This is a genomic window from Streptomyces nitrosporeus, assembly GCF_008704555.1.
GTDB lineage: Bacteria > Actinomycetota > Actinomycetes > Streptomycetales > Streptomycetaceae > Streptomyces > Streptomyces nitrosporeus.
Genome location: NZ_CP023702.1, coordinates 861,314 through 885,843, shown reverse-complemented (window position 1 = coordinate 885,843; position 24,530 = coordinate 861,314). Strand labels below are relative to the sequence as shown.

Here is a 24,530-nt window from a genome sequence, read left to right as displayed (position 1 = left end):
TCCCGCAGGGGGCGAGAATGAGCCACGCGGGCGGAGTGAAGGCGGACAGGAAGAGACGCGATGAGCGACGCGGGCACCGGCCGGACCGGGAGGGCGCGGTGGGCCATGCGCGGGCGGGACCCGGAGGAGGAACACCGGGCATCGACCCCTCTGGAGCTCCTGTTCGACCTGACGTTCGTGGTCGCGGTCTCGCAGGCGGCGCTACGGCTGCACCACGCGCTGGCCGAGGGCCGCACGGGCCCGGGGATCGCCGCGTACGCCGCCGTGTTCTTCGCGATCTGGTGGGCCTGGATGAACTTCACCTGGTTCGCCTCCGCGTACGACACCGACGACGTGCCCTACCGGCTGCTGACGCTCGTCCAGATGACCGGGGTCCTCGTCCTGGCCGCGGGGGTGCGCGCCGTCTTCGAGGACGGCGACTTCACCGTCGTGGTGGCCGGCTACGTCGTGATGAGGCTGGCCCTGATCTCCCAGTGGCTGCGCGCCGCCCTCGCCCACCGTGAGGGGCGTGCCGGTGCGCTGCGGTACGCGTGCGGGGTCGCCGTGGTCCAGCTGGGGTGGATCGCCCGGCTCTGGGCACCCGGGGGCACCTGGGCCTGGACCACCTTCCTGGTGCTGGTGGCGGCGGAACTGGCGGTGCCCGCCTGGGCCGAGCACGGAGGCCGTCGTACCCCCTGGCACCCCGGGCACATCGCCGAACGCTACGGGCTGTTCACCATCATCGTCCTCGGCGAGGTGATCCTCGCCAGCTTCACGGCCATCCAGGCCGCCTCGACGGGGCACGGCCTCTCCACCCCCGTCCTGCAGATCACCGGCGGCGGCCTGCTTCTCGTCCTCGCGCTGTGGTGGCTCTACTTCATCGACACCGGCGCCGAACTGAGCACTCTGCGCACCGCTCTCCTCTGGGGATACGGGCACTACGTGGTCTTCGCGGCGCTCGCCGCGATCGGGGCGGGACTGGAGGCGGCACTGGCCACCATCGAGCACCACGCGCACCTGACACCCCGCGGGGCCGGCCTGGCGGTCGCCCTGCCCGTCGCGCTGGTCCTGCTCGTGCTGGGCGTACTGCACCGCGTCGCCGGGACCGGGACCGGGAGCCACGCGCTGCTGCTGTCCGGCGGCGCGCTCGTCGTCCTGGCCCTCGGATACGCCGCGCCCGCGCTGGGGCCCGGCGGCGCGGTGCTGGGCGCGGGACTGACCGTCGGCGCGGTACTGGCGGTCCAGCTGTCCGTCCTCCGCCGGAGCCCGGCCGGCCGCGCCGGGCTCCGGCGGGACTGAACACCCCGCCCCGCCCGGGGAGCACCCGTCCCCGGCTCAGTCCGCCTCCGGGACCGCGTTCAGGATGAGCAGGGCGATGTCGTCGGTGCCCGGCGTGGCCTGCTCGGCGTACCGCACGAGGGTGTCGGCCACGGCGTCCACCGGCTGCTCCAGGGCCAGCGCGAAGTGCTCGGCCAGGTCCGCCATGGCGTCGTCGAGGTCCACGCCCGGGGCCTCCACCAGCCCGTCGGTGAACAGGGCGAGCGCGGCGCCCGGGGGGAGCGGTACCTCGGCCGTCGGATACCGCGAGCCGGGGTCCACACCCAGCAGGAGACCGGGCGGCAGGTCCAGGGCCTCGGTCCGGCCGTCCGGCTGCCGCAGCAGGGGAGGAGGATGACCCGCCGTGGCGAGCACCGCCCGGTGCCCGGCCAGATCCAGGTGCGCGTACAGACAGCTGGTGAACAGATCCGGGTCGAGATCGGTGAGCAGCCGGTTGGTGCGCGAGAGGACCTCGTCGGGCGGAGCCCCGGCGGAGGCGTGCACCGCGGTCCGCACCTGCCCCATCAGCGCCGCCGCGTTCACGTTGTGCCCCTGTACGTCCCCGATGGTGGCCGCCGCCGTGGTGTCGTCCAGACGGATCAGGTCGTAGAAGTCACCGCCGATGCCCATGCCCCGGGCCGCCGGGAGATACCGGGCGGCGACGTCGAGGCCGGCGACGCGCGGGAGGGTGCGCGGCAGCAGGTGGGCCTGGAGGCTGTGGGAGAGCCGGTCCTTGGCGTCGTACAGGCGGGCCCGGTCCAGGGCCTGGGCGAGCAGCCCCGCGACGGAGGTGAGCAGGGCGCGCTCCTCCGGTTCGAAGACCCGGGGCCGGTCGTAGGCGAGGACCAGGGTGCCGACCGGGTGCCCGGAGACGACCAGCGGCAGGAACGCGCAGGCGGACACCGCCTCAAGCAGGCCGGCCGAGGGGTAGCGGCGGACCAGCTCGGCGAAGTCGGTGAAGAAGCCCGGCACCCCCGTCATCAGCACGTGGGAGGCGGGGGTGTCCGAGGAGAGCGCGGCTCCTTCGAACCGGTCCATCAGCCCCGGGACCTGGCCGCGGCGGCCCTCGATCCGCAGCCGCCCCTCCACCGAGCTCATCACCACGAGGGTCTGGATCCGGAACGCCGGCATGATCTGGTCGCCGGCCAGCTCGACCACGTCCCGGGTGCCGACGGCCTCGGTGAGGGTCGCGGCCAGGTGCATCAGCTGGTACAGGGCGCTGGCCCGGCCCGGCACGGACGGCCGGGAGGCCCGCCCGTGCCCAGGAGGCCCTGGCGTCCCCGGTTCCCTCGGGGCGTCCGGCTCCACGGCGGGCAGGATCCGGACGCTGATGCCGGTGGCGCTCGGGTAGAGGTGGAAGGACAGCCAGTGGTCCGGAGGGCGGAGCACGGTGAAGGAGACCGGCTCGCGGCTGACGACCGTGTCGCGGTAGCGGTCCTCCACGGCCGGGTCGTCCAGCCACGGCAGCGACTCCCAGGGCAGGGTCCCCAGCAGGCCGGAGGGGTCGGCGCCCAGCAGCGCGGCGGCGGCCCCGTCGAGGAAGCAGATCGTCCCGTCCAGGTTCAGGGCGCAGCTCCCGCCGGGCAGACGCCGGACGAACTCCAGGGCGACCGCCCCCTCCCCCTCCCCGGGCTCGGAGAACGGAGGAGGGGCCAGCACCCGCGGGCTGCTCCCCGGCACCACCGGAAAACCCCCGGCCTCGGCCTGCTGGAGCAGCAGGCCGATGTCCCGGCAGCCCGAGACCAGGGTCTCCCGCTCCGCCGCCGACAGCTCCGGCGGATGCGAACCGGGCAGCAGCAGCACCAGACCGCCCCGGTCGGTGGCCCCGGTGCGGATGGGCACGGCGGCCAGGCACAGCCGGTACGGCAGGACGAGGGCGGGGCGCGGATAGCGCCGGGCCAGCTCCTCCTGGCTGCCCAGCCAGACCAGGCGGCGGTGGCGCACGGCGTCCGCCACGGGCATCGGGGCCGACAGCTTCACCCGGTGCCAGGGGGTGGCGAGCTGCGGGGGCACGCCGGCCAGCACGGCCAGACGCAGGGTGGACTCGCCACGGGGCAGCAGATACAGCATCCCCACGGACGCGCCGCTCTCGCGCATGAGACGGGCCACGGCGCCGTCGAGGAGTTCCGTGCCCGAGCCCGTGGCTCCGGCGGAGGAGGCGGCTCGGTCCTCCACGCTCTCAGCCCTTCCCTGACCTGACCGGACAACCGGTGAAACACCGCATATATGGACCATACGCCCGTTGGGTGTCCGGATCCCCCGGACGAGGTGGGCGCCTCCGGAGCGTGGACCGGACATGCGCGGAGAGGCTGGCACGCGCGAGGGCCCGGACGCTGGGGAGCGTCCGGGCCCTCGTCACTGTCGGTTCCGCGCGGCTACGGGAGCTGAGCCGCCCGTGCCTCGCGGCGGTTGTCGCGGAAGGTGTTCACCCGCCGTGCCGTGGCGAAGAGCGGGATCACCGCACCCAGCACGACCTGGAGGGCGCAGCCCGTCTGCAGCAGCAGCTGCCCGCCGGGAGCGTCGAACGCCCACGCCGCGAGGAGGCCCATCGCCGCCACGATCCAGCTGAGCATCGCCACCGCGAGCACACCCCGCGGCTTCGGGTACTCGACCCGGCTGACCATCAGCCACGCCACCCCGACGATCGCGAGCAGCGTCGGCACGAAGGGCAGCTCCAGCAGCACGATCGAGACCACCGTGAGCGCCCCGAAGGGGCTCGGCATGCCCTGGAACATGCCGTCCTTCATGGTCACGCAGGAGAATCTCGCAAGCCGGAGCACCACCGCCAGCAGCACCACGATCGCGGCCAGCGCCGAGACCCGCTGGTGCGCGTCGTCCGCGACCATTCCGTACACCAGGACGAAATAGGCCGGGGCGAGGCCGAAGCTGATCAGGTCGGAGAGGTTGTCCAGCTCCGCGCCCATCGGCGACGACCGCAGCTTGCGGGCCACGAGCCCGTCGAAGAGGTCGAAGACCGCGGCCATGAGCATCAGGATCACCGCGGTGGCCGCGGAGTGCCTGGCCATGCCCGACTCGTCGCTGCCCGTGAGGTGGGGGATCAGGATCCCGGTGGTGGTGAAGTACACCGCCATGAAACCGCACGTGGCGTTACCGAGGGTGAGCGTGTCCGCTATCGACAGCCGCAGCGAGAGAGGCATGTCCTCCGTGCCGTCGGGGTCCTCGGCCTCGACTGCCTCCGGCACCCAGTCCGCCCGGGTGTCGGGATCAGTCACGGTCAATTCGAGTCACCCCCGCGGTGGTGGCCTGACCGACCTCGACCGCGACCTCGACACCCTCCGGGAGGTAGATGTCGACGCGCGAACCGAACCGGATCAGGCCGATGCGTTCGCCCTGCTCGACCTTGGTCCCCTGCGGGACGTAGGGGACGATCCGACGGGCGACCGCTCCCGCGATCTGCACCATCTCGATGTCACCGAGCTCGGTGTCGAAGTGCCAGACGACGCGCTCGTTGTTCTCGCTCTCCTTGTTGAAGGCCGGGACGAAACCACCGGGCACGTGCTCGACGGACGTCACGGTGCCGGCCAGCGGGGCGCGGTTCACGTGGACGTTCAGCGGGCTCATGAAGATGGCGACGCGGGTGCGTCCGTCCTTCCACGGCATGATGCTCTGCACCACGCCGTCGGCCGGCGAGATGACGCGCCCCTGGGTGATCTCGCGCTCGGGGTCGCGGAAGAACCAGAGCATGCCCGCCGCGAGCGCGGTGGTGGGCACGGCCACGGCGGCCCAGCGACCGGACCTGCGGGCCCGGGTGAGACTGAGTGCCGCGGTGGCGACGGTCGGGAGGAGCCACGGCGATGCGCCGCGGGCGAGGCGGACCCCCCCGCGCGATGCAGGGGTTTGGCTGTCGGGCATGGATGACCTTCGTAGCGGATGATGCCGCGCTGGCAACGGGGGGACGGCGGCTTTCCGGCGATGCTATCGGGTACGAGCGGTAACTGGGCAAGCCAGCCGCCGAGTCGGACAGCCGAAAGGCTCCCGGCAGGGGTGACTCGATGTGATGTTCTTCGCCACCAAATCACCCCGAAGGAGACATTCAGCCCTGGAGCCGGTACTCCTCGAGGAGCCGGCGACCGATGATCATTTTCTGGATCTCGGCGGTACCTTCACCGATCAGCAGCATCGGGGCCTCGCGGTAGAGGCGCTCGATCTCGTACTCCTTGGAGAAGCCGTAGCCGCCATGGATACGGAAGGCGTCCTCGACGACTTCCTTGCAGTACTCGGAGGCGAGGTACTTCGCCATCCCTGCCTCCAGGTCGTTGCGCTCCCCGGAGTCCTTCTTGCGTGCCGCGTTCACCATCATCGCATGGGCGGCTTCCACCTTGGTGGCCATTTCAGCCAGTTTGAACTGGATCGCCTGGTGCTGGGCGATCGGCTTGCCGAAGGTCTGACGCTGCTGTGCGTACGAAATGCCCAGTTCGAAAGCACGCTGTGCGACGCCGCAGCCACGCGCCGCGACATTCACCCGTCCCACCTCGACGCCGTCCATCATGTGGTAGAAGCCCCGGCCGGTCTCGCCCCCCAGAACGCGATTGGCCGGAATGCGTAGCCCGTCCATGATGAGTTCGGTGGTGTCCACCCCCTTGTAGCCCATTTTGTCGATCTTGCCGGGAATGGTGAGGCCCGGCCGGACCTCGCCGAAGCCCGCCTCCTTCTCCACCAGGAAGGTCGTCATCGACTTGTGCGGGGCGGTCCCCTCGGGGTGTCCTTCGTCACTCCGGCACAGCACCGCGGCCAGCGTGGAGGACCCCCCGTTGGTCAGCCACATCTTCTGGCCGTTCAGGACGTACTCCTCGCCCTCCCGCACACCCTTGGAGGCGATGGCCGACACGTCCGAGCCGAGCGCCGGCTCGGACATCGAGAACGCGCCCCGCACCTCGCCCAGCGCCATCCGCGGCAGGAAGGTGTCCTTCTGCTCCTGGGTGCCGTGCTGCTTGAGCATGTAGGCCACGATGAAATGCGTGTTGATGATCCCCGACACGCTCATCCAGCCGCGGGCGATCTCCTCCACGCAGAGCGCGTAGGTGAGCAGTGACTCGCCCAGGCCGCCGTACTCCTCCGGGATCATCAGCCCGAACAGGCCGAGCTCCTTGAGCCCTTCGACGATCTCGGTCGGGTACTCGTCGCGGTGTTCCAGCCGGGTGGCGACAGGAATGATCTCCTTGTCGACGAAGTCACGCACCGTGGCGAGGATTTCCTGCTGGACGTCGGTCAGACCGGCGGTCTGTGCGAGTCGGGGCATGGCTACTTCTCCATGTTCTTCTGCGGCTGGACCGGTTCCGGGCGGCCGGGCTGCTCTCCGCCGCGCTCCTTGGTGTACGTCTCGGTGGGGACCATCACTTTGCGGCGGAACACGCAGATCAGGGTCCCGTCCTGCTTGTAGCCCCGGGTCTCGACGTACACGATTCCGCGGTCGCTCTTCGACCGGGACGGCGTCTTGTCCAGGACCGTCGTCTCGCCGTAGACCGTGTCGCCGTGGAAGGTCGGCGCCACGTGCTTCAGCGACTCCACCTCCAGATTGGCGATGGCCTTTCCGGAGACGTCCGGCACGGACATGCCGAGCAGGAGTGAATAGATGTAGTTGCCGACGACGACGTTCTTTCCGAAGTCCGTCGTCCGCTCCGCGTAATTGCTGTCCATGTGCAGCGGGTGATGATTCATGGTCAGCAGGCAGAAGAGGTGGTCGTCGTATTCGGTGACCGTCTTCCCCGGCCAGTGCTTGTAGGTTGCACCGACCTCGAATTCCTCGTAGGTTCGTCCGAACTGCATATCAGGCCTCCGGGGCTTCGAACTTGGAGGTGCGCCGCATTCCGGCCGCCCGGCCCTTGCCAGCGATCACCAGGGCCATCTTGCGGCTGGCCTCGTCGATCATCTCGTCGCCGAGCATCGCCGAACCCTTCTTGCCGCCCTCCTCCGAGGTGCACCAGTCGTACGCGTCGAGGATCAGCTCGGCGTGGTCGTAGTCCTCCTGGGAGGGCGAGAACACCTCGTTGGCGGCGTCGACCTGACCGGGGTGCAGGACCCACTTGCCGTCGAACCCGAGGGCCGCCGCGCGGCCGGCGACCTCGCGGTAGGCGTCGACGTCCCGGATCTGCAGGAAGGGGCCGTCGATCGCCTGGAGGTCGTGGGCGCGGGCCGCCATCAGGATGCGCATCAGGATGTAGTGGTAGGCGTCCGCCGGGTAGCCGGGCGGCTGCTGGCCGACGACGAGCGTCTTCATGTTGATCGAGGCCATGAAGTCGGCGGGGCCGAAGATCAGGGTCTCCAGACGGGGGGAGGCGGCGGCGATCCCGTCGATGTTCACCAGGCCCCTGGCGTTCTCGATCTGCGCCTCGATACCGATGCGGCCGGCCTCGAAGCCCATCGTCTTCTCGATCTGCGTCAGCAGCAGGTCCAGCGCGACGACCTGCTGGGCGTCCTGGACCTTCGGCAGCATGATGCAGTCGAGGTTCGGGCCCGCGCCCTCGACGACCGTGATGACGTCGCGGTAGGTCCAGTGGGTCGTCCAGTCGTTGACCCGCACCACACGGGTCTTGCCCGTCCAGTCGCCGTTGTTCAGCGCGTCGACGATGGTGTGGCGGGCGCCCTCCTTGGCGAGCGGCGCGCAGGCGTCCTCCAGGTCCAGGAAGACCTGGTCGGCGGGCAGGCCCTGGGCCTTCTCCAGGAACCGCGGGTTGGAACCGGGTACCGCGAGACAGGAGCGGCGGGGGCGCAGCCGGTTCACCGAGGGCGAGGGCGTGGTCATGCGGGGACCTCCAGAGGGTCGAGCTTGTTCGCTTTCCGGATCTCGTCGACGATACGGCCGATGATCTCCGTGATGCCGAAGTCCTTCGGGGTGAAGACGGCGGCGACACCGGCTTCGATCAGAGCGGTCGCGTCGGCCGGCGGGATGATCCCGCCCGCGATCACCGGGATGTCGGCGGCGCCCGCCGCGCGCAGCCGGGCCAGGACGTCCGGGACCAGCTCGGCGTGCGAGCCGGACAGGACGGACAGGCCCACACAGTGCACGTCCTCGGCGAGCGCCGCGTCGGTGATCTGCTCGGGGGTCAGCCTGATCCCCTGGTAGACCACCTCGAAACCGGCGTCCCTGGCGCGGACGGCGATCTGTTCGGCGCCGTTGGAGTGCCCGTCCAGACCGGGCTTGCCGACCAGCAGCCGCAGCCGCCCCACCCCCAGGTCCGCCGCCGTGCGGGACACCTTCCCACGGACCAGGGCGAGCGGGGTGCCGGGCTCGGCGGCCACGGCGAGCGGTGCGGACGAGACCCCGGTGGGCGCCCGGAACTCGCCGAACACGTCGCGCAGCGCCCAGGTCCACTCGCCGGTGGTCACGCCCGCGCGGGCGCACTCGACGGTCGCCGCCATCAGGTTCCCGGTGCCGGCCGCGGCCTTCTTCAGGGCCGCCAGAGCCTCGGTCGCGCGGGCCTCGTCGCGGTTGTCGCGCCACTCGTGCAGCGCGGCCACCACCCGGGCCTCGTTCTCGGGGTCCACCGTCATGATCGCGGTGTCCAGGTCGGCGGTCAGCGGGCTCGGCTCGGTGGACTCGTGGACGTTGACGCCGACGATCTTCTCCTCGCCGCTCTCGATCCGGGCCCGCCGGGCCGCGTGCGAGGAGACCAGCTCCGACTTGAGGTAGCCGGACTCGACGGCCGCCATCGCGCCGCCCATCTCCTGGATACGGGCGATCTCGGCCAGCGACTCGGTGACCAGCTCGTCCACCTTCGCCTCGATCACACGGGAGCCGGCGAAGATGTCCTCGTACTCCAGCAGGTCGCTCTCGTGCGCCAGGACCTGCTGGATGCGCAGCGACCACTGCTGGTCCCAGGGGCGGGGGAGGCCCAGTGCCTCGTTCCACGCGGGCAGCTGTACCGCGCGGGCGCGGGCGTCCTTGGAGAGGGTGACGGCCAGCATCTCCAGCACGATGCGCTGGACGTTGTTCTCCGGCTGCGCCTCGGTCAGGCCCAGCGAGTTGACCTGGACGCCGTAGCGGAAACGGCGCTGCCGGGGGTCCTCGACCCCGTACCGCTCACGGGTGAGCTGGTCCCAGATGCGGCCGAAGGCCCGCATCTTGCACATCTCCTCGACGAAGCGGACGCCCGCGTTCACGAAGAAGGAGATACGGGCGACGACATCGCCGAACCGCTCCTTCGGCACCTGGCCCGAGTCACGCACCGCGTCCAGCACCGCGACGGCCGTGGACATGGCGTACGCGATCTCCTGGACCGGGGTGGCCCCGGCCTCCTGGAGGTGGTAGCTGCAGATGTTGATCGGGTTCCACTTCGGGATGCGGCCGACCGTGTACGCGATCATGTCGGTGGTCAGCCGCAGCGAGGGCACCGGCGGGAAGACGTGCGTCCCGCGCGAGAGGTACTCCTTGACGATGTCGTTCTGGGTGGTGCCCTGGAGCCTGCCGGGGTCGGCGCCCTGCTCCTCGGCGACCACCTGGTAGAGCGCCAGCAGCCACATCGCGGTGGCGTTGATCGTCATGGAGGTGTTCATCTGCTCCAGGGGGATGTCCTGGAACAGCCGCCGCATGTCACCGAGGTGCGAGACGGGCACCCCGACCCGGCCGACCTCGCCGCGGGCGAGGACGTGGTCGGGGTCGTAGCCGGTCTGGGTCGGCAGGTCGAAGGCGACCGAGAGGCCGGTCTGCCCCTTGGCGAGGTTGCGCCGGTAGAGCTCGTTGGACGCCTCGGCGGTCGAGTGGCCGGCGTACGTCCGCATGAGCCACGGGCGGTCCTTCTGACGTTCCGTCATGGGTGGGCCTCAGACATCCCGGAAGCGGTTGATGGCGTCGATGTGCTGCTCGCGCAGCTCCGTGTCGCGCACGCCCATGCCCTCGCGGGGGGCCAGTGCGAGGACGCCGACCTTGCCCTGGTGGACGTTGCGGTGCACGTCGTGCGCGGCCTGGCCGGTGTCCTGGAGGGAGTAGACCTTCGACAGGGTGGGGTGGATCTTCCCCTTGGCGATCAGCCGGTTCGCCTCCCACGCCTCGCGGTAGTTGGCGAAGTGCGAGCCGATGATCCGCTTGAGCGACATCCACAGGTAGCGGTTGTCGTACTCGTGGTTGTAGCCCGAGGTCGAGGCGCAGGTGACGATCGTGCCGCCCTTGCGGGTGACGTAGACGCTCGCGCCGAAGGTCTCGCGGCCGGGGTGCTCGAAGACGATGTCCACGTCCTCGCCGCCGGTCAGCTCGCGGATGCGCTTGCCGAACCGCTTCCACTCGCGCGGGTCCTGGTGGTGCTCGTCCTTCCAGAACCGGTAGTCCTCGGCGTTGCGGTCGATGATCGCGGTGGCGCCCATCTTCCGGCAGATCTCGGCCTTCTGGTCGCTGGAGACGACGCAGATCGGGTTGGCGCCGCCGGCCAGTGCGAACTGCGTGGCGTAGGAGCCGAGGCCGCCGCTGGCGCCCCAGATCAGCACGTTGTCGCCCTGCTTCATGCCCGCGCCGTTGCGCGAGACGAGCTGGCGGTACGCGGTGGAGTTGACCAGGCCGGGCGCTGCCGCCTCCTCCCAGCTGAGGTGCTTCGGCTTCGGCATCAGCTGGTTGGACTTGACCAGGGCGATCTCCGCGAGGCCGCCGAAGTTGGTCTCGAAGCCCCAGATGCGCTGCTCGGGGTCGAGCATCGTGTCGTTGTGGCCGTCGGAGGACTCGAGTTCGACCGAGAGGCAGTGGGCGACGACCTCGTCGCCGGGGTTCCAGGAGTTGACCCCGGGGCCGGTGCGCAGGACGACGCCCGCCAGGTCGGAGCCGATGATGTGGTAGGGCAGGTCGTGACGCTTCGTCAGTTCGCTGAGGCGGCCGTAGCGCTCCAGGAAACCGAAGGTCGACAGCGGCTCGAAGATGGAGGTCCAGACCGAGTTGTAGTTCACGGAGCTGGCCATCACGGCGACGAGCGCCTCGCCGGGCCCGAGTTCGGGCACCGGCACCTCGTCCAGGTGCAGGGACTTGCGCGGGTCCTTGTCGCGCGTGGCGAGCCCGTCGAACATCTCGGTCTCGTCCTTGTGCACGGTCACCGCGCGGTACGACTCGGGCAGGGGCAGGGCGGCGAAGTCGGCGGCGGTGCTGTCCGGCGACTGGATCGCGTCCAGGATTTCCTTCACGGTGATGCCTCCGGGCGGATCGGGTCCCGGGCGTCGAGGGAACGCCCGGGGGCCCCTGTGGGCAGGGGAGCGGTGCGGTGTGGAGGTGTGCCGTCGGTTCGGCATGGGTGCTGCGGGTCTGCTCGGTGGAGCAGGAAGGTGTGCCTGTGACGCAGGCGTCCGGGCGCGCGGCTACTCGGGTCCGCGGGGACAGCCGGCGTACGAGAGGTCTCTGCACGCCGGCCGCCCGGACACCTTCAACGTATGGCACTGCGTGACAAGTGACAAGGCACCCAGTGCCAGCAATTTCTCTCAGTTGTCATCCGCGCGGCACGCATGAGCGCCATCATGGGTTTTATGTCGCGTTGATCCCGGTGTGAAGGAGGCCCTGGCGTGGTGCCGACGACGTACGGAGCCGTACGCGGTGTGCCGGACCCGGCCTACGGAGCGGTACGGAAGACGTACGGGGTCGTCGCCGTCAGGGCCGTGAAGCCGAGCCCGCGCAGGATCGGCGCGGACATGTCCGTGGCGTCGGTCTGGAGGAACCGGTAGCCGAGTTCCGCGGCGAGGACGGCCCGGTGGGCGACCAGCGCCCGGTAGAGCCCCCTGCCCCGCCAGGCGGCGACGGTGCCGCCGCCCCAGAGACCGGCGAAGCCCGTCCCCGGGTACAGCTCCATCCGGGCCGAACTCACCGGCTCCCCGTCCGCCAGCGCCACCACGGCGGCGAAGGCGCTGTCACCGAGCCTGCGGAGGACCTGGCCGCGCAGGCGCGTCCCGTCCGTGCCGAAGGCCCGCTCATGGGCGCGGACCAGCAGATCCACCCCGGCCGGGCCGGTCACGGTGCGCAGCCGTACGCCCGCGGGCAGCGGCACCCGGGCGGTCTGCTCCCGGACCGGGGCGACCAGCACCGTCTCCGTCCCGCCGGCCTCGAAACCCGCCTCGGTGAGCAGCCGCCCCAGGCCGGGAGGGCCGTCGTGCGCGTACAGCTTCCACTCGAACTCGCCGATTCCCAGGGACGTGTAGTGCGCCACCTGGGCCGCGATCCCGGCCCGGGCGTCCTCGGCGGTGAGGCCGGGATCGCTCCACAGCACGCCGTTCCAGTCGTCGGCCGCGCCGGTCGCCCGGACGATCCCGCCCACCCGCTCCACCCGGACGCCGGGGCCGTCGGGGCGGGCGTGTTCGCGCATCCGGAGGTCGAAGAGCGCCAGTGTGCCGTGCGGGTCCATCCGCGCATCCGATCACGGGGGCTTTGGGCGCACCAGCGGGTTTCCGGCGCGACGGCGTCAAGCGGGCGGCAGGGGGAAGACGAGGAGTGATCTTGAACCGCCGACGACGAACAGGGGTGGGCCGTGCCGGCATCACGACGTGGACGTGTGGGAAGAGACCGGCGGGCCGGGTTCGACCTGCGCCGCACGGCGTTCGGGTTCGCCCTGATCGCCGTGGTGGTCTGCGGGGCCGGCCTGACGCTCCGTACGGCCCTGGAGAGCGCGGAGAGCCACCCGGTGGCCGCCGTGGTCCTGGTCCTGCTGCTGGGGGCCGGGGCGGTGGCCCTGCTGCGGCGGCGCCGCAACCGCAGGCTCGCCGCCCGGGGCGCGGCCGCGGTCGTCGAGACCGCCTACGAGGTGGCGGACACCGTGCTCGCCGAGGCCGGTGCCGCGGCCTCGGCCGCGGGGGTCCCCGCGCCCCGCCAGGAGGCCGCGGACCGGGCTCCCGAGGACTGGGCCGGCATGGACCCGTACGCCTTCGAGGAGGCCGTCGCCGACCTCTGCCGCAGGGACGGCTGCCAGGAGGTCGACGTCGTGGGCGGCGCCGGGGACCTGGGCGCCGACGTGCTCGCCGTGGCCCCCGACGGGCGCCGGATCGTCGTCCAGTGCAAGCGCTACGCCCCGGACAACAAGGTCGGCTCCCAGGACCTCCAGCGCTTCGGCGGCACCTGCTACGCCGTCCACGGGGCCGACACCGCCCTCGCCGTCACCACCAGCACGTTCACCGAGCCCGCCCTGGAGTACGCCGAGCGGTGCGGCATCGTCTGCGTCGACCTGGAGGGGCTCACCGCGTGGAGCGGGGGCGTGCAGCCGCCGCCCTGGCACACCGGGACGGCCGCGGCCCCGGCCTGAGGGACGGCCGCCGGTTCAGCGTTCCCGCAGCGCCTGCCGGATCGTCCGCATGACCTCGTCCAGAGGGGCGTCCGTGCGCGCCACCGCGACCAGGACCTCGCCCTCCGCGGCGACCGCGGCGGCCGGTGCCCCCACCGGCTCGGGCGCCACGGTGCGGCCCGCCCCGATGCCCGTGCCGAAGGTCCTGCGGACGATCGCGAAGGCGTGGTCCAGCTGCGTCTCCACATCCCCCTGGCCGTCCGCCCGCAGCCACCGCCGCAGCACGTGGTTGTGCGCGGTCACGACCGCGGAGGCCGCCACCTCGGCCAGCAACGGGTCGTCGTTGCCCGCGTGGTGGTCGCGCTCGTCGAAATGGCCCAGCAGGTAACGCGTGAACAGCCGCTCGTAGCGGGCCACCGAGGCGATCTCCGCCTCCCGGAGCGTGGGCACCTCACGGGTCAGCTTGTAACGGGCCACCGACACCGCGGGCTTCGCCGCGTACATCTTCATGACCTCCTTGATGCCGCGGCACACCGTGTCGAGCGGATGCTCGTGCGCCGGCGCGGCGTTCAGGACGGCCTCGGCCCGTACGAGCGTGTCGTCGTGGTCCGGGAAGATCGCCTCCTCCTTCGAGCGGAAGTGGCGGAAGAACGTACGCCGGGCGACCCCGGCCGCCCCGGCGATCTCGTCGACCGTCGTCGCCTCGTACCCCTTCGTGGCGAACAGTTCCATGGCCGCGGCGGCCAGTTCGCGGCGCATCTTGAGCCGTTGGGCCGCGGCCCGGGTGCCTGCGGCACTCTCCGGGGCGTCCGGCGCGGCGGAGGAACGGGTGGACCTGGCGGGTTGGGACATGGTGTGAACGTAGCTCATCGGCGCGGGGGAGTCTGCTCGCGGGGGCGGGCCGCCCGGGGGCCCCAGCAGCCCGCCCCACCCGGCCCCCGTACCGGGGACCCCGGCGGCGGGCGGCCCGGCCGGCCCGCCGCCCGCCGCCGGACCCCGCTCAGCGGCGGGCATACTCGCGGAAGCCGCGCCCCGTCTTACGGCCCAGGCAGCCCGCCGCCACCAGATGTTCCAGCAGCGGCGCGGGAGCCAGACCCGGGTCGCGGAACTCGCTGTACAGCACCTTCTCGATCGCCAGCGACACATCGAGGCCGACGACGTCCAGCAGCTCGAACGGGCCCATCGGGTAACCGCCGCCCAGCTTCATCGCCGCGTCGATGTCGTCGAGGCTCGCGTAGTGCTCCCCGACCATCTTGACCGCGTTGTTGAGGTAGGGGAACAGCAGCGCGTTCACGATGAAACCGGCCCGGTCACCGCAGTCCACCGGGTGCTTGCGGATCTTCGCGCAGACCTCGCGGACCGTGGCGTGCACGTCGTCGGCGGTCAGCACCGTGCGCACGACCTCGACCAGCTTCATCGCGGGCGCCGGGTTGAAGAAGTGCATCCCCACGACGTCCTCGGGCCGCGAGGTCACCCGGGCCACCGCCACCACCGGCAGCGACGACGTCGTGGTGGCCAGCACCGCGCCCGGCCGGCAGACCTTGTCCAGGGTCCGGAACAGCTGCCGCTTGACCTCCAGGTCCTCGGCGACCGCCTCGACCGCGAGATCGACGCCGGCGAACGCGTCCAGGGAACCGGCCGGAGTGATCCGGGCGAGCGTCTCGTCCCGGGCCCCGGCCGTGAGCCGGCCCTTGGACACCGACCGCTCCAGCGACGCCGCGATCCGCGCCTTGGCGGTGTCCGCCTTCTCCGTGCTCCGGGCGGCGAGCACCACGGCGTACCCCGCCTTGGCGAAGACCTCCGCGATGCCCGAGGCCATCGTCCCCGAGCCCGCCACGCCCACCGAGGACACCGGCCGCCCCGCGGCCGTGCCCGTGCCCGCCGCCGGCGTCAGCGCGTCCGGCACCACCTCCTGGCCGCCGGGGGCGTCGTAGGTGTAGAAACCGCGGCCCGCCTTACGGCCGGTCAGGCCCGCCTCGCTGAGCTGCCGGAGCACCGGTGCCGGGGCGTGCAGCCGGTCCTGGGACGCCGCGTACATCGCCTCCAGGACCGTGCGCGCGGTGTCGACACCGATCAGGTCGAGCAGGGCGAGAGGGCCCATCGGCAGCCCGCAGCCCAGCCGCATCGCGGCGTCGATGTCCTCCCGGGAGGCGTAGTTCGCCTCGTACATCGCCGCGGCCTGGTTGAGGTAGCCGAACAGCAGCCCGTCCGCGACGAACCCCGGCCGGTCACCGACCGCGACCGGCTCCTTGCCCAGGTCGCGGGCGAGCCGGGTGACGCTCTCGACGGCCGGCGGGGCGGTCAGCACGGAAGAGACCACCTCCACCAGCTTCATCGCCGGCGCCGGGTTGAAGAAGTGCAGGCCGAGCACCCGCTCCGGGTGCCGCGACTCGGCGGCCAGCCGGGTCACCGACAGGGCGTTCGTGCCCGTCGCGAGGATCGCGGTGGGCGCGACGACCGCGTCCAGCTCCCGGAAGACCTCCTGCTTGATCTCGTACGACTCCGGCACGACCTCGATGACCAGCTCCGCGTCCTTCGCGGCCTGGAGATCGGTGAACGTACGGAACCGGGCGAGGACGTCGCGCCGTTCCCGCTCCGTGATCCGCTCGCGCCGCACGGCGCGGGCGGTGGATGCCTCCAGGGCGGCGACGGCCCGGCGGGCGGCGGCCTCGTCGATGTCGATGCCGATGACCTCGCGGCCCGCACGGGCCAGGACCTCGGCGATGCCGGTTCCCATGGTGCCGAGGCCGACGACGGCGATGGTGGTGAGCGGGGTGTCCATCACGGGACTCCAGGGTGAGTGACGGCTGAGAGGAGCACGACGGCGTCCGCGGCGCGTACAGGCCGGCGCCCGGCGTGCGGAAGGTGCGTGTCGTGGAGCGCGGTCCCGGGCGGGTGCCGAGGCACGGCGGGACCGGAAGAGCGGCGGACCCTGTCCCGGAGCCACGCCGTACGTACTGCTGAACCGACAGGCACTCCGGACGGCTGCGTCACCAGGCCGCCGGAGTCGCGGGTGTTGCCCGCTCACCTGAGATTAACCGGCGGGTAACGAGCGCGCCAGCCCCGAATCCCTGTGCGCTGTCACACACTTCGGGCCGACACGTTCCGTGTGCGGCGATAAGCTGAGCGTCGTGAACGATGAGCTGACCTCGCTGACCGACCGGCTCCGGACGGAGGCCGGGGGCTCCCCGCTCTTCGGCCGGCTGCTCGCCACCGAGGACGACGAGGAACTGGCCGGTGTCCTCGTCGCCGACCGCCAACCGCTCTGGGCCCGTGAGATCGCCGCCTTCCGGCTCGGCTGCCTGGGCGACCGCCGGGCCTTCGAGGCACTGGTCCTCCTGCTCAACCACCGCGACCCCGAACGCTGCGGCTCCGCGGCCCACGCCCTCCTGCTCCTGGGCGACCCCCGGACTCCCCGTGCCGCCGCGGCCCTTGCCGCCAACACCCTGCGCACCGCCTACGCCCTGCACCCCGTGCGACTGCTCACGGCACTGCGCGCGCCGGAATCCGTACCCGCGCTGGTCGGCACCCTGCACCGGCTGCTGGTGCCCGGCGAACCGCACTGGAACGTGGCGCTCGCCTGTGTGGAAGGGCTGGGCACCCTCGGCGACGGCAGGGCCCGCCCGGTCCTGAAGGCCGCCCTGCCGCATCCCCGGCTCGGCCGGGCGGCGGCCGAGGCACTGGGCAGGCTGCCGGCCGGCTGAGCGGGGCCGCACCACCGGCGCGCGGCCCGGAGCGGCCGGGTCCCACGACAAGGACCGCGGCGCCCGTGCCCCGCGGCGCGCCACGCGGAAGGAATCCCCTGCCCGGAGGGCCGGGCAGGGGAAGGGGCGGAGAACCGCCGGCGGATCAGCCCGTCACACGGTCCTCGCCGTCCTGGGCGCGGGCGAGCATGTCCTGCCAGTAGGCGGCGGACTCGGCCGCCGCCAGGCGTTCCTGGGTCCAGTGGCCCTGGTTGGCCTCGGCGGCGCCGGCGATGTTCTGCCAGATGCCGTCCGCTCCCGCGGCGGCGGCCGCGGCGATGCTCTGCCAGTTCGCGGCCTGCTCCGCGGCGGCGAGACGCTCCGCCTCCCACGCCTGGCCCGCCGTCTGCGCGTGCTCGGCCACGGAGTGCCAGGCGGCCTGGGCCTCGGCCCGTGCCTGCGCCGCGTCGGCCGCGTCCTTGAGCGCCTCCTCGGCGGCGACGGCCGTACGGATCAGCAGGGTCAGGGCGTGGTGCCTGCGTGTCTCGGCGTCCGAGATACGCAGCCGGTAGCCCTCCAGGTCGAGCGTGGCACCGGTCGCCCAGCCGTAACCGAAGAACTCCGCCACGTCCGCGTCGACGGCGCCGGGCCGCAGGGCCCACTGCGCCGCCACCCGGACCTCCTGCCCGGGGTCGTTCTCGGCCAGGGCCCGCACGAAGTCCCGTTCCCGCTGGGCCACTTCCTGCTGGTGCGCGGTGTCCGCGGCTCTGGCCTCACGGTCGTACTGCTGTGCCTGCGCGTAACCGGTCTGCACGAAGGCCGACCGGTCCGCGTCCGTGCCCTTCACCGCGCTGGTGGCGGCCGCGTGCACCCAGGGGGAGAACTCCGCGGTGTGGGTGGCCACCACCCGTTCGCAGAACAGGCGGTTACGGGTCCGGGTGTCCCGGAGACGCTGCTTCGCCAGGTCGTACCCGCCGCCGGGGGCCAGCCACGCCTCGATCGCGACGTCGCCGAGAGTGCTGCGCAGTGCGTTCCAGGCCGACGTACGCAGCTCCGCGGGGAGCCCCGACTTGGCGATGCGCAGCACCTCGTTGCGTGCGGCCTCGGCCGCCAGGCTCGTGACGGACGGCGTCTCGTCGGCCGCGGCGGCCGGGGCCGGGGCCACGGTGCCGGCCCACGCCGGTGCGGTGGCCGCGAATGGGCCGCCGCCCGCCGTTCCGGGCTGGATATGCGTCTTGTCCGCCGCGTTCGCGGTGGTCGCGCCGCCCACGAGGGCGGCCAGGCCGACGCCGATGGTCAGCGCGGCCCGGATGATCCGTGCCATGGATGAACGTCCGTTTCTGTCGGGAGACGGAGGGGCGGCGCATGTACGCGGACCCCTCAGGAGGCGGATCAGGCGCCGGAGGAGGTCAGGCGCACTGCCCGGTGAAGGCCTTCTCGCAGTCCGCGAGGCTGTGGCCGGGGAGGGCCAGGCGGTAGTCGAGGGCGCCGACGGGGCGCGGCTCGTGAAGATCCTTCGCTACCTCCACGAGTGTGACCCTCCACCGCTGGGCGGTGGTGTCGCCGCCCCGTTCCCGGGCAGGGAAGCGGTGCACGTCCCCTTCACCCCTGTGCGGGCACACCGGGTGGCGCTCTGGCGGAAGCCAGGACTGCGGTCGGGGCGTGCGCGGACCCTCGGCCTGACTTCACGGCACCCACCCCAGAGTCACAGATTCCTCACAGGCAACTGAAGTTAACGTGGCGTCAGTTATTCGAGTCAAGTGGACAACGCGCTGGGTCCGGCCCTCATGACCTGCGGAACAGCCACGTGCGCCTGACATCTGGATGCATCACCCGTCATGTCCGGCGGTTACTCTCCGTGGTTTTTGTGCGGGAGCGGTGGACGGCGGGCCGATGGGGGCGGCGCCGGTGCGCACGCGCGTGGGGCGTGGGCGGGCGCCGCCCGGCGGATGTGCCGGACCGCGCCCGTCCACGCCCCTGGCGGGTGCTTCGACGGGGCCCCTCAGCCGTGGAAGCCGAGCAGGCCGTGCAGCACCGCCCCTCGGGAACCCGTGCTCTTCGCGCCCGTGTCCGCCGCGCCCTCCGTGTCCGCCGCGGCGGACGTCGGCTCCGGCTCGGGGAGCGCGTCGCAGACCGCGTCCGGTCCGCTGCCGCCGGCGCGGGGCAGGGTGCCGTCGGCGAGGTAGCCGGTCAGATACCGGTCGAGGCACTCGTTGCCGCTCAGGCTGATGCCGTGATTGCCGCCGCCCTCTTCGACGACCAGACTCGACCCCTCCAGCCGGCGGTTCATGACGACCCCGCCCTCGTACGGCGTCGCCGCGTCGTCCGTGGCCTGGAACAGCAGCGCGGGAGGGATCTCGTGGTTGGCGACCCGCACCGGCTCCAGCGGCTCCACCGGCCAGGACGCGCACGGGGCGTTGTACCAGGTGTTGCTCCACGACATGAAGGGCGCCTTGCGGTGTGCCCGCCAGGTGTCCTCGCGCCAGGTCCTCCAGGACCGGGGCCAGGCGGCGTCCCGGCACTGCACGGCCGTGTAGACGGAGTAGCCGTTGTCGCCGCTCGCGTCGACCGCCGCGAAGTCCTCGTAGGCCGCGGCGAGAGCCTCCTCGTCACCCTCGTTGACGTACGCGGCGAACGCCTCCGCCAGCAGCGGCCAGTAGCCGTTGTAGTAGCCGCCGGGCAGGAAGGTGTCCTCCAGTTCGGCCGGGCCGACGGCACCGGCGGCGGGCCTCTGCTTCACCGCGGCGCGCATCCGGTACCAGGCGGCTTCGACCTCCGCCGGGTCTGTACCGAGCCGGTAGGCGGCGTCGTGCTTCGCGACCCAGGCGGCGAACGCCTTGTGGCGGGCGTCGAAGGCGTGGTCCTGGCCGAGGTTGTCCTCGTACCAGACACCGTCGGGGTCGACGTTCGAGTCGAGCACCAGGCGGCGCACCCGCTCCGGGAACAGCTTGGCGTACACGGCGCCCAGGTAGGTGCCGTAGGAGTAGCCGAAGTAGCTGATCCGCTCGGCGCCCAGTGCCCGGCGGATCACGTCCAGGTCCTTCGCGGCGCTCGCCGTGTCCATGTGGGGCAGCAGGCCGCCGTGCTTCTCACCGCACGCGGCGGCGAACGCCGAGGCCCGCTCCCGGTTCTTCCGTTCGGCGGCGGGGGAGTCCGGCACGGTGTCGGCGCGTACCGGACCGAAGTGGCCCGGTACGCAGTTCAGGGCCGGGGTGCTCTTCCCGACGCCGCGCGGGTCGAACCCGATCACGTCGTACTGGGCGGCCAGGCCCGCCGGCAGCGCGGAGGCCACGAAGCCGGCCATCGACAGCCCGCTGCCGCCGGGGCCGCCGGGGTTGACCAGCAGCGGCCCCTGCGACGTGCCGGCCGTGTGCGGGACCCTGGAGAGGGCGAGGGTGATCTGCTGTCCCGACGGGTCGTCATGGTCCAGTGGTACGCGTACGGTCGAGCACTGCAGGGCCGGGTACGCCTTCGTCGCGCAGCCGGTCCAGGTGAGCGGCGCGGCGGCCCGGGGCGCCGAGGGGACGTCGGACGCGGCGGGCGGCACCGCGGCCACCAGCCCCGCGACCGTGGCGCCGACCGCGGCCAGAATGCCTGCACGTTTCGTCATACGGCCTCCCGTGGTGGGGGAAAGCGGCTGTGAGGAGCACAGCCACGGCCGCATGCTCCCCGGATCGGGTGGCGGGGGGACGGATTCGACGAGAGTTGACCCGTTTGCCTGCCGGAGACGCGAACGGATGTGCGGTGGGCGTACGTGCGGGTGGGGTGGCCGGCGGGAACGTGACCGGGGCCGGGTCCGCCGGGCCGGCGCGGAGCCCGGCCGGCGGCGCCGTGGCGCCGGGAGGCATCCGGGGCCGGATTTTGAGGCGCGCCCCGGAGGTGGTTGGCTCGGCACCACCCCGAACAACCGAGTGCTGGAGGAGCAGGAATGGCGCAGGTCGAGGCGACGACGGAACGGATCATCGCGGCGGACGCGGACACGGTGTTCGATGCTCTGGCGGACTACCAGGAGGTCCGGGGGAAGGTGCTCCCCGCGCAGTACAGCGAGTACGAGGTGCGTGAGGGCGGGGACGGCGAGGGCACCCTGGTGCACTGGAAGCTCCAGGCCACCAGCAAGCGGGTCCGTGACTGCCTGCTGGAGGTCAGCGAGCCCGTCGACGGGCAGCTCGTCGAGAAGGACCGCAACTCCTCGATGGTCACCACCTGGACCGTGACCCCGGCGGGCGAGGGGAGGTCCAGGGCCGTCGTCACGACCGTCTGGGACGGCGCCGGCGGTATCGGCGGGTTCTTCGAGAGGACCTTCGCGCCCAAGGGGCTCGCCCGGATCCACGACGAACTGCTCGGGAACCTCGCGGCCGAGGTCGAGAAGTGACGGCTCCCGCCCGCAGGGTCCGGGGGGAACAGGGACGCCCGGAGGGTGTCGCGGTGTCCACCGCGGACGGATCCGCAACTCCCGGGTGAACACGCCCGGTTCGTGACCGGCCTCACCGGAACGAGTGGTTTTCCGGGATGGCCGGTTGCGTGTCGCATGGCCTCCCACCGGCGCATACGCCCTTGCCGCGCGCCGTACACACGCCCGGTCGCGTTTGCCCCGCCTTGCCGCTGGATGCGAGAAATATGCGGCGCATGAGCGACGAGGGGAGCGTCACGTGGTGGGTGGGATCACGCTGCTGGAGGACGACCCGGAGGACGGCGGGCCGGACGGCCGGGGAACCGTTTTGGCGGGGTACGGGGAGGCGGGACGCGGGGGCGCGGGACCCGGGGACGGCGGCCCGGCCCGGGACGGCGGTGCCGGACCGGTCGGCCCGTACGGACCGGCCGGGAGCGCCGGACCGGGCGGTGGTGCGACCGCCGTGGCGGCCCCGCCCGCGCCGCCCGCACAGGCGGCGGACGGGAGCGTGGACGGACCGATCAGCCCGCGCCGGGTCAGGCTCGTCTTCCTGGGGCTGATGCTCACCCTGCTACTCGCGGCGCTCGACCAGATGATCGTCGCGACCGCCCTGCCGAAGATCGTCGGCGAGCTGCACGGCCTGGACAAGATGTCCTGGGCCGTCACCGCCTATCTGCTCGCCTCCACCATCGGTCTCCCGCTGTACGGCAAGCTGGGCGACCTCTTCGGACGCAAGAGCGTCTTCCAGTTCGCGATCGTCGTCTTCGTCATCGGCTCCGCGCTCGCCGGCTGGTCGCGCACCATGGACGAACTCATCGCCTTCCGCGCCGTCCAGGGCATCGGCGGCGGCGGACTCATGATCGGCGTGCAGGCGATCATCGCCGACATCGTCCCGCCCCGGGAACGCGGCCGGTACATGGGCCTCATCGGCGCCGTCTTCGGCCTCGCCTCGGTCGCCGGGCCGCTGCTCGGCGGCTTCTTCACCGACCACGCCTCCTGGCGCTGGTGCTTCTACATCAACGTGCCGTTCGGCCTGGTCACCCTCGCCGTCATCGCCGTCGTGCTGAAGCTCCCCAGGCCGGCCGCGCGGCCGCGCCTGGACGTACTGGGCGGGCTGCTGCTCGCCGCCGCCTCGACCTGCCTGGTGCTGCTCACCAGCTGGGGCGGCACCGAGTACGCGTGGGGCTCGCGGATGATCCTGGGGCTGGCCGCCGGCGCGGTGGCGACCACCCTGCTGTTCCTCGCCGTCGAGCGCCGGGCGCCCGAACCCGTCATCCCGCTGCGGCTGTTCCGCGACTCGGTCTTCAACGTCACCTCGCTGGTGGGCGCGGTCGTCGGCGTCGCGCTGTTCGGTGCCGCCAGCTACCTGCCGACCTATCTCCAGATGGTGGAGGGCGTCTCGGCCACCGAGTCGGGGCTGCTCATGCTGCCGATGATGGGCGGCATCGTCGTCGCCTCCATCGTGTCGGGGCAGCTGATCTCGCGTACCGGCCGCTACCGGATCTACCCCCTGGCCGGCGGCGCGGTCTCCGCGCTCGGCATGTGGCTGCTGTCCTTCCTCGGCACCGGGACCTCCGCGTTCGCGTACGGGGTCTGGCAGGCCGTCCTGGGCATCGGTATCGGCCTCGTCATGTCCGTCCTGGTGCTGGCCGTGCAGAACTCCGTGCCGCCCGCCGACCTCGGGACCGCGACCAGCGCGCACAACTACTTCCGGCAGATCGGGGGCAGCGTCGGCGCCGCCGTCTTCGGCACCCTGTTCGCGGGGCGGCTCGACGACGCGCTCGGGGCGCGGCTGCCGTCCGGGGCCGGCCTGCCCGACCCGGCGTCGATCACCCCGCAGGCCGTCCACGCCATGGAGCCGGCGCTGCGGGACGCGTACATCCAGGCGTACGCCGACGCGATGCCCCGGATCTTCCTCTACCTCGTGCCGGTGCTCCTGCTCGGCCTGTTCCTCGCCTTCTTCCTCAAGGAGAAACCGCTGGTGTCCCACCACACCCCCGCCCCGGCCGCCGACTCCGAGACGACGGCAACCACCCCGATCCCCACCGCCCGCCTCGACCGGGCGCCGCAGCCCGGCCACCCGCGGTCCGGAGCCGCACCGGCGGCCCCGCTGCCGGGCGTCCCGGTCGCCGGACGCGTCCAGCACTCCGACGGGACGACGGTGGGCCGTGCGGCGCTCACCCTCATCGACGTGCTGGGGCGCCAGGTCGGCCGGGGGGCGAGCGACGACGACGGCCGGTACGCGCTGAGCGTGCCCGGTGCCGGGTCCTACGTGCTGATCGCCGCCGCCGGCGGCCACCAGCCGCAGGCCGTCAGCGTCACGGTCGGGGAGCGGCCCATCGACCTCGACGTGGTCCTCGGCGGCGCGGGCCGGCTCGCGGGGGCGGTCGTCACCCCGGACGGCGCCCCGGTGCGCGATGCCGCGGTGACCCTCACCGACGTACGCGGAGAGGTCGTGGCCTCCACGCGCACCGGACGCGAGGGCGGTTACGTGATCGGTGAACTGGTGGCCGGGGAGTACACCCTGGCCGCCAGCGCCCCCGCCTTCCGGCCCGCCGCGCTGCCGGTGAGCGTCCAGGCGGCCCGGGAGACCCGGCAGGACATCGAACTGGCCGGCGGCGCGGTGCTCCGCGGTGTCGTACGGGCGCCCGGCGGCCGGGTGGTGGAGGACGCCAGGGTCACCCTGCTCGACGCCGCGGGCAATGTCGTCGACACCCACACGACCGGGCCCGACGGGTCGTTCCGCTTCATCGACCTGTCGACCGGCGAGTACACGGTGATCGCCGCCGGGTACCCGCCGGTCGCCACCGTCCTCCAGGTACCCGGCGGCGGGCGCACCGAGCGGGACATCCAGCTGGGCCACGAGGACTGAGAACGGCCGGACCGGTACCCGGCGGGCGCCGCCGGGTACCGGGTGGTGCCCGGCGGCCTGGAGGGGGCCGGTCCCGCCCTCCCGGCGAGGCCGGC

At 72.4% G+C, this 24,530-nt stretch carries 19 protein-coding genes; 5 read left to right on the top strand and 14 right to left on the bottom strand.

Annotated features, from left to right (window positions below; genetic code table 11):
* Positions 1-60: 60 nt before the first annotated feature.
* Positions 61-1,278: a low temperature requirement protein A gene (locus CP967_RS03955; RefSeq protein ID WP_150486590.1), complete on the top strand. Its 1,218-nt coding sequence runs from the start codon at positions 61-63 to the stop codon at positions 1,276-1,278.
* Positions 1,279-1,314: 36 nt separating this feature from the next.
* On the opposite strand, the gene CP967_RS03950 is transcribed toward CP967_RS03955, so the two are convergent.
* The 9 genes from CP967_RS03950 to CP967_RS03910 form a co-directional block, all read right to left on the bottom strand.
* Positions 1,315-3,471: a PP2C family protein-serine/threonine phosphatase gene (locus tag CP967_RS03950; RefSeq protein WP_150486589.1), complete on the bottom strand. Its 2,157-nt coding sequence runs from the start codon at positions 3,469-3,471 to the stop codon at positions 1,315-1,317.
* Between the two features lie 200 nt (positions 3,472-3,671).
* Positions 3,672-4,535: a CDP-diacylglycerol--serine O-phosphatidyltransferase gene (gene pssA, locus CP967_RS03945; RefSeq protein ID WP_229888526.1), complete on the bottom strand. Its 864-nt coding sequence runs from the start codon at positions 4,533-4,535 to the stop codon at positions 3,672-3,674.
* Positions 4,522-5,169 carry a phosphatidylserine decarboxylase gene (locus tag CP967_RS03940; RefSeq protein WP_150486587.1) on the bottom strand — a complete coding sequence of 216 codons (648 nt, stop codon included), beginning with the start codon at positions 5,167-5,169 and terminating at the stop codon, positions 4,522-4,524. The genes pssA and CP967_RS03940 overlap by 14 nt, the downstream gene beginning before the upstream one ends.
* Before the next feature lie 181 nt (positions 5,170-5,350).
* The gene (locus CP967_RS03935; protein WP_150486586.1) at positions 5,351-6,556 is read right to left on the bottom strand and encodes an acyl-CoA dehydrogenase family protein; all 1,206 of its coding nucleotides are present in this window, start codon (positions 6,554-6,556) and stop codon (positions 5,351-5,353) included.
* A 2-nt stretch (positions 6,557-6,558) separates the two neighbouring features.
* Positions 6,559-7,083 carry a MaoC family dehydratase gene (locus tag CP967_RS03930; protein ID WP_150486585.1) on the bottom strand — a complete coding sequence of 175 codons (525 nt, stop codon included), beginning with the start codon at positions 7,081-7,083 and terminating at the stop codon, positions 6,559-6,561.
* A gap of 1 nt (position 7,084) precedes the next feature.
* On the bottom strand, positions 7,085-8,059 hold the full coding sequence (locus CP967_RS03925) for an HpcH/HpaI aldolase/citrate lyase family protein (protein ID WP_150486584.1): 975 nt from the start codon (positions 8,057-8,059) through the stop codon (positions 7,085-7,087).
* Complete coding sequence (locus CP967_RS03920; RefSeq protein ID WP_150486583.1) at positions 8,056-10,068, bottom strand: protein meaA; 2,013 nt, start codon at positions 10,066-10,068, stop codon at positions 8,056-8,058. Before CP967_RS03920 ends, CP967_RS03925 begins: the two co-directional genes overlap by 4 nt.
* A 9-nt stretch (positions 10,069-10,077) precedes the next feature.
* Complete coding sequence (gene ccrA / locus CP967_RS03915; RefSeq protein ID WP_150486582.1) at positions 10,078-11,415, bottom strand: crotonyl-CoA carboxylase/reductase; 1,338 nt, start codon at positions 11,413-11,415, stop codon at positions 10,078-10,080.
* Between the two features lie 419 nt (positions 11,416-11,834).
* Positions 11,835-12,620: a GNAT family N-acetyltransferase gene (locus CP967_RS03910; protein WP_150486581.1), complete on the bottom strand. Its 786-nt coding sequence runs from the start codon at positions 12,618-12,620 to the stop codon at positions 11,835-11,837.
* Positions 12,621-12,767: 147 nt separating this feature from the next.
* Here CP967_RS03910 and CP967_RS03905 point away from each other — a divergent pair, with 147 nt between their 5' ends.
* Positions 12,768-13,511: a restriction endonuclease gene (locus tag CP967_RS03905; protein WP_229888527.1), complete on the top strand. Its 744-nt coding sequence runs from the start codon at positions 12,768-12,770 to the stop codon at positions 13,509-13,511.
* A gap of 15 nt (positions 13,512-13,526) precedes the next feature.
* Here the strand turns inward: CP967_RS03905 and CP967_RS03900 are convergent, their stop codons facing one another.
* Together CP967_RS03900 and CP967_RS03895 are read right to left on the bottom strand one after the other, a co-directional pair.
* Positions 13,527-14,342, bottom strand: a complete 816-nt coding sequence (locus CP967_RS03900; RefSeq protein WP_150486579.1) for a TetR family transcriptional regulator — start codon at positions 14,340-14,342, stop codon at positions 13,527-13,529.
* Positions 14,343-14,490: 148 nt separating this feature from the next.
* Positions 14,491-16,272, bottom strand: coding sequence for a 3-hydroxyacyl-CoA dehydrogenase family protein (locus CP967_RS03895; RefSeq protein WP_150486578.1), 1,782 nt, complete (start codon positions 16,270-16,272; stop codon positions 14,491-14,493).
* A gap of 349 nt (positions 16,273-16,621) precedes the next feature.
* Here CP967_RS03895 and CP967_RS03890 point away from each other — a divergent pair, with 349 nt between their 5' ends.
* Positions 16,622-17,194: an adenylosuccinate lyase gene (locus CP967_RS03890; protein WP_373300423.1), complete on the top strand. Its 573-nt coding sequence runs from the start codon at positions 16,622-16,624 to the stop codon at positions 17,192-17,194.
* Between the two features lie 145 nt (positions 17,195-17,339).
* Here CP967_RS03890 and CP967_RS03885 read toward each other — a convergent pair whose 3' ends face one another.
* The 3 genes from CP967_RS03885 to CP967_RS03880 form a co-directional block, all read right to left on the bottom strand.
* Entirely contained in the window at positions 17,340-18,497 is a 1,158-nt protein-coding gene (locus CP967_RS03885; protein ID WP_150486576.1) for a hypothetical protein, read from the bottom strand.
* Positions 18,498-18,582: 85 nt separating this feature from the next.
* Positions 18,583-18,768: a hypothetical protein gene (locus CP967_RS33840; RefSeq protein ID WP_167535320.1), complete on the bottom strand. Its 186-nt coding sequence runs from the start codon at positions 18,766-18,768 to the stop codon at positions 18,583-18,585.
* A 407-nt stretch (positions 18,769-19,175) separates the two neighbouring features.
* Entirely contained in the window at positions 19,176-20,783 is a 1,608-nt protein-coding gene (locus tag CP967_RS03880) for an alpha/beta hydrolase (protein ID WP_150486575.1), read from the bottom strand.
* A gap of 318 nt (positions 20,784-21,101) precedes the next feature.
* On the opposite strand from CP967_RS03880, the gene CP967_RS03875 reads away from it, so the two are divergent.
* Together CP967_RS03875 and CP967_RS03870 are read left to right on the top strand one after the other, a co-directional pair.
* Entirely contained in the window at positions 21,102-21,545 is a 444-nt protein-coding gene (locus CP967_RS03875) for an SRPBCC family protein (protein ID WP_150486574.1), read from the top strand.
* 277 nt (positions 21,546-21,822) lie between these two features.
* Positions 21,823-24,435: an MFS transporter gene (locus tag CP967_RS03870; protein ID WP_150486573.1), complete on the top strand. Its 2,613-nt coding sequence runs from the start codon at positions 21,823-21,825 to the stop codon at positions 24,433-24,435.
* The last annotated feature ends 95 nt before the right edge of the window (positions 24,436-24,530 follow it).